The 5,215-nt window shown below is 40.3% G+C and carries 5 protein-coding genes; 4 read left to right on the top strand and 1 reads right to left on the bottom strand.

All coding sequences use genetic code 11. The annotated features are described in order from the left end of the window. Positions 1–199 precede the first annotated feature (199 nt). The gene (locus ACFQ38_RS11700; RefSeq protein ID WP_336822146.1) at positions 200–1,483 is read left to right on the top strand and encodes a LysM peptidoglycan-binding domain-containing protein; all 1,284 of its coding nucleotides are present in this window, start codon (positions 200–202) and stop codon (positions 1,481–1,483) included. 80 nt (positions 1,484–1,563) lie between these two features. On the opposite strand, the gene ACFQ38_RS11695 is transcribed toward ACFQ38_RS11700, so the two are convergent. Next, positions 1,564–1,704: a hypothetical protein gene (locus ACFQ38_RS11695; RefSeq protein ID WP_381481042.1), complete on the bottom strand. Its 141-nt coding sequence runs from the start codon at positions 1,702–1,704 to the stop codon at positions 1,564–1,566. 305 nt (positions 1,705–2,009) lie between these two features. Here ACFQ38_RS11695 and gdhA point away from each other — a divergent pair, with 305 nt between their 5' ends. From gdhA to ACFQ38_RS11680, 3 genes are all read left to right on the top strand, one after another. Further along, positions 2,010–3,389 carry an NADP-specific glutamate dehydrogenase gene (gene gdhA / locus ACFQ38_RS11690; RefSeq protein WP_381481040.1) on the top strand — a complete coding sequence of 460 codons (1,380 nt, stop codon included), beginning with the start codon at positions 2,010–2,012 and terminating at the stop codon, positions 3,387–3,389. 24 nt (positions 3,390–3,413) lie between these two features. Continuing rightward, the gene (locus tag ACFQ38_RS11685; RefSeq protein WP_336822149.1) at positions 3,414–3,605 is read left to right on the top strand and encodes a hypothetical protein; all 192 of its coding nucleotides are present in this window, start codon (positions 3,414–3,416) and stop codon (positions 3,603–3,605) included. 282 nt (positions 3,606–3,887) lie between these two features. Next, positions 3,888–5,096 carry an argininosuccinate synthase gene (locus ACFQ38_RS11680; protein ID WP_381481037.1) on the top strand — a complete coding sequence of 403 codons (1,209 nt, stop codon included), beginning with the start codon at positions 3,888–3,890 and terminating at the stop codon, positions 5,094–5,096. Positions 5,097–5,215: the final 119 nt, after the last annotated feature.

Below are 5,215 nucleotides of genomic sequence, written 5' to 3'. Positions count from 1 at the left end.
TTCGTTTACTTGTTTTCCGACAATTCAAGTATAAAAGAAATGGTGATTACGTGCTTTTTTTTGTTGAATTTGTGTGAATACCCCAACAAATATTATAGAACCAATTTTAGAGTTGTATTTGTTAAAAGCGCATATTTATCGGTAAATGAAAATACGATGGAGTAGAGGATAATTTGTCGATGAAAGGCAGAGGATAATTATGCAAATCCATGTAGTGCAAAGAGGACAAAGTTTGTATGGAATTGGTCAAGCATATGGCATACCCTATGAGGAAATTGCACTTGCAAATGAACTAGTGGATCCTTCCCGCATTACAGTCGGGCAAGCTCTTGTCATTCCGATCACTGGAAATTATCATTATGTGCAACCTGGACAATCATTATATATAATATCGAGAATGTATGGCATGTCAGTTGCAGAATTGGCAGCAGTTAATGGAATTTCTCCGACAGGTATTTTACATGTCGGTCAACGACTCTATATTCCACCAAGACCGAAAAAAGAAATTGAGGTTTTTTTGTATGTAGAGCCAAGAAATCCTGTTAGCGAGACGATGATCAATGAAGTGAGAGCGCGTCTAAGAAATATAACCTATCTCGGCATGTTCAGTTATGAACCACAAAGGGACGGAACATTGAAGCCGCCTCCGCAATCGACCATTACTGAAATTGCTACAGCAGGTGGAGTGTTAAATGCAATGGTCGTCAGCAACTTGGAAAACTTTGCTTTTAGTGCCGATTTGGCTCATGAATTGTTTACAAATCAAACGGCACAAAATAGGCTTTTCGAAAATATTGTTCAAACTGCCAAACGAAATAATTTCAGTGATATCCATTTCGACTTTGAATTTTTAAGGCCAGCAGATCGGGAATTATATAATGGTTTTTTGAGAAATGCACGTTCGAGATTCCATTCCGCAGGTCTCACTATATCGACAGCACTTGCTCCAAAAACATCAGACGCTCCAACTGGTATATATGGAGCAATCGATTATAGAGCTCATGGAGAAATTTGCGATTTTGTTACTTTGATGACGTATGAATGGGGCTATTCTTATAGTGAGCCACAAGCTGTGAGCCCAATCAATCAAGTGCGCCGAGTTGTAGAATATGCAGTGAGCGTCATTCCGAGAGATAAGATTTTCTTAGGGCAAAATTTATACGGCTATGATTGGACCTATCCATATCCGCCTGAGAGTGGCGTAGCAGCCAGGGCATTAAGCCCGCAGCAGGCTGTAAACTTGGCAATCCAAGTAAACGCGGCTATCCAATATGATGAAGTTGCCCAGGCGCCATATTTCCTTTATTGGGATAGCGACGGCGTTAGACATGATGTTTGGTTTGAAGATGCAAGAAGCATACAAGCAAAGTTCAATTTGCTGAAAGAATTTAATTTGCGAGGGATGATGTATTGGAAATTAGGTTTAGCATTCCCGCAAAATTGGCTATTGCTCATGGATAATTTTACAATTCGAAAAGGATGAGTAAACGTTGAAAGGCTGTCGGGACAGAATTATCTTCTTCCAGACAGCCATTCCGTTTTTTTAGTAAAACGTTTTTAGGATTATTCTTTTGAAATGTAATTCAGCAAGTTTTGGAATGCCTCTACATCAGGATTGATCAATAGAGCAGGTAGGAATGCAAATGTCAATAAAATCATAAGATTCGCACCAATGATTGCACGCAGTAGTTTGGTGAATTTCATAACGCATCTCCTCTTTCTCTTCGTTGTAGATTTTCCAAAGCATAAAGGGAAACAATTGAATCCAAGACTGGGCTTTTGAGTAGATTCATAATACTCTATGTTCGGAACTTTGTAAATGATTATATTTTCCATGAAAAGGACACAAAAAGAGCATTATATTTCCTCTTGAACGAGAAAATTGTTGTATAAATTCATATTTTCGGTGATAATACATAAAACGAAGAAATAATTTCGAAATATCAATTAAAGAGTGTGTAAAAGGATTCAAGCATTCTTCAATATTTTTCAAGAAAGGGATGAGGCGGATGACAAATATGAATACAATTCAAGAAAACCGGAAACGTGCGAATGACTATGTTCATGAAGTATATGAGTTGGTGAGGAAAAGGAATCCGGACGAAAAGGAATTCTTGCAAGCTACGAGGGAAATTTTTGATTCACTCAGACCGGTGTTTGCCAAACATCCTGAATATATACGAAATGGTATTTTAGAGAGGATTACTGAGCCGGAGCGAATTATTTCTTTTCGAGTCGCGTGGGAAGACGATAAAGGAAAAGTCCATGTGAATCGGGGATTCCGTGTCCAATTCAATAGTGATTTAGGGCCGTATAAAGGCGGAATCCGTTTTCATCCTTCCGTTAACAGCAGTATTATGAAATTCCTCGCATTTGAACAAATCTTTAAGAACGCATTGACAGGCCAGCCAATTGGGGCAGGCAAAGGCGGCTCCGACTTTGATCCAAAAGGAAAATCGGAGAGAGAGATCATGCGCTTCACACAAAGTTTCATGACTGAGCTAAGCAAACATATAGGACCAGATATTGACGTGCCAGCAGGTGATATTGGCGTCGGCAAACGTGAAATCGGTTATATGTTTGGCCAATATAATCGGCTGAAAGGCGGCTATGAAGCAGGCGTCTTTACAGGAAAGGATCCCAATCATGGCGGCAGTTTAGGACGAAAAGAGGCAACAGGCTATGGGACGGTCTATTTTGTTGAGGAGATGCTAAATGAGCATAATCTCTCCTTCAAAGATAGCACTGTCATTGTTTCTGGTTCAGGAAACGTGTCAACCTATGCAATTGAAAAGGCCCAGCAGTTGGGTGCCAAAGTAGTTGCTTGCAGTGATTCGAGCGGTTATATTTATGATAAAAATGGCATCGATCTTAATACAGTAAAACGTTTGAAAGAAGTAGAGCAAAAACGTATTTGGGAGTATACGAAAGAACATCCTGAAGCAGAATACTATGACAATTGCAGTGATATTTGGTCCATACCATGCGATATTGCACTGCCTTGCGCTACACAAAATGAAATTGACGAAATGGCAGCACATATACTAATTGCCAATGGTTTGAAGGCATTAGGTGAAGGAGCCAATATGCCGTGCACAATCGAAGCGATCGATATTTTCTTGGAAAACGGTGTTTTATTCGCCCCAGCAAAAGCTGCCAATGCGGGTGGGGTTGCCGTATCCGCTATGGAGATGTCCCAAAACAGCATGCGACTCGGCTGGACTTCCGAAGAAGTCGATGAGCGCCTAAAGACCGTTATGTCCAACATATATGAAAGCTGCAAATCAGCGGCAGAGCAATACGGCGAACCTGACAATCTCGTAATGGGTGCCAACATTGCCGGTTTTCTAAAAGTTGCCGATGCAATGGTTGCACATGGCATACGATAATCGTTTATGAAAGCTGTTTGATCAATGAAACGAAAATTGGTCAGACGGTTTTTTGTTGTAAATAAATCGTATTGGCAAATACCATTAGGTGGGGATCACTGGAAACGTTTCATTACTGGCGTGAACCATAGTTTTATTGGCGCGTGTAGCAATGTTACTATCGATAGCCATTTGAATACTGGCGTAGATGGCAATTTTACTGTCACAATTCCTTGAGAATACTGGCGTAGTTGTCATGTTTATTGCCGCAATACCTGTAAATACTGGCATAGTTGTCATGTTTACTGGCGCAACCTCTTTGTTACTGTCGCAAGTAGCGATATCGCTGCAAGGTCCTCTCCATCCCCGAATGCTTTCCAAATCGAAAGGTTTAATTAAAATAGCTTTTTCATATAAATGCAAACAAATCTATTGATAATTAATTTGATTATGTTATTATAAAAATACTTACAAATGAATAAAAATACATACGGCTGTATAAAAAGGAGGACGAAATGAATGGGAAATAAAAAAGTTGTATTAGCATATTCTGGTGGACTGGATACTTCAGTGGCTGTCCAATGGCTGTCAGATAAAGGGTATGATGTAGTTGCATGCTGCTTGGATGTTGGTGAAGGAAAGGATTTAAAGTTTATTCAAGAGAAAGCATTACAAGTCGGTGCGGTGAATAGTTATGTGATTGATGCGAAAGAGGAATTTGCGCAGGAATATGCATTATTAGCATTGCAAGCCCGTACGTATTACGAAGATAAATATCCGTTAGTTTCTGCGTTGTCACGTCCGTTAATTTCAAAAAAATTAGTGGAGGTTGCGCATAAGGAAAATGCAACGGCTGTTGCGCACGGCTGCACTGGAAAAGGAAACGACCAAGTGCGTTTTGAAGTCGCAATTAAAGCGTTAGATCCGTCGCTTGAAGTAATCGCGCCTGTCCGTGAGTGGAGCTGGTCGCGTGAAGAGGAAATCGCATATGCGAAAGAAAAGAATATTCCAATCCCAATCAACTTAGATAGCCCATACTCAATCGACCAAAATTTATGGGGACGCAGCAATGAATGTGGAATATTAGAAGATCCTTGGGCAGCGCCTCCTGAAGATGCTTTTGGACTAACGTCATCGATCGAGAATGCACCGGACAAAGCTGACGTAATCGAAATTGCATTTGAAAAAGGTGTGCCGGTAAGTATTGACGGCAATAACTACCCGTTAAGTGAATTGATTTTGAAACTAAACGAAATTGCAGGCAAGCATGGCGTCGGACGTATTGACCATGTAGAAAATCGTCTCGTCGGCATTAAATCTCGTGAAGTGTATGAATGTCCCGGTGCTGTCACTTTATTGACTGCTCATAAGGAGCTTGAGGATATTACATTAGTGAAAGATGTTGCTCACTTCAAACCGATCGTTTCACAAAAATTGAGCGAATTGATTTATAACGGCCTATGGTATTCTCCATTGCGTACAGCTTTGGAAGCATTCATCAAAGAAACTCAGCAATACGTCAACGGGGTTGTCCGTGTGAAATTGTTCAAAGGGCATGCGATCGTGGAAGGAAGAAAGTCATCCAATTCCCTTTACGATGAAAAGTTAGCAACGTATACATCCGATGACCAATTCGATCAATCCGCGGCAATTGGCTTCATTCAACTATGGGGCTTGCCAACAGAAGTGCATAGCACCGTAAATCAACAGCAAAAAGTGAAAAATTAATTCAAACAAACCTCCAGACTGTAGACAAAGTATTTTTTCACTTTGTCTACAGTCTTTTAAAGGTTTTTAGTTATGGGATAAGTGTTTGCCCAGCTTGGCTTGAAAACGCTTGTCAAGGA

The sequence above is a fragment of the Sporosarcina contaminans genome (genome assembly GCF_042679045.1).
Lineage (GTDB): Bacteria > Bacillota > Bacilli > Bacillales_A > Planococcaceae > Sporosarcina > Sporosarcina contaminans.
This window is presented reverse-complemented; position numbering and strand designations above follow the sequence as displayed.

What these genes read in the sequence shown, in the direction of transcription:
- ACFQ38_RS11700 (WP_336822146.1), top strand. Translation starts at nt 200, where the DNA reads ATGCAAATCCATGTAGTGCAAAGAGGACAAAGTTTGTATGGAATTGGT.
- ACFQ38_RS11695 (WP_381481042.1), bottom strand. Translation starts at nt 1,704, where the DNA reads ATGAAATTCACCAAACTACTGCGTGCAATCATTGGTGCGAATCTTATG.
- gdhA (WP_381481040.1), top strand. Translation starts at nt 2,010, where the DNA reads ATGACAAATATGAATACAATTCAAGAAAACCGGAAACGTGCGAATGAC.
- ACFQ38_RS11685 (WP_336822149.1), top strand. Translation starts at nt 3,414, where the DNA reads ATGAAACGAAAATTGGTCAGACGGTTTTTTGTTGTAAATAAATCGTAT.
- ACFQ38_RS11680 (WP_381481037.1), top strand. Translation starts at nt 3,888, where the DNA reads ATGGGAAATAAAAAAGTTGTATTAGCATATTCTGGTGGACTGGATACT.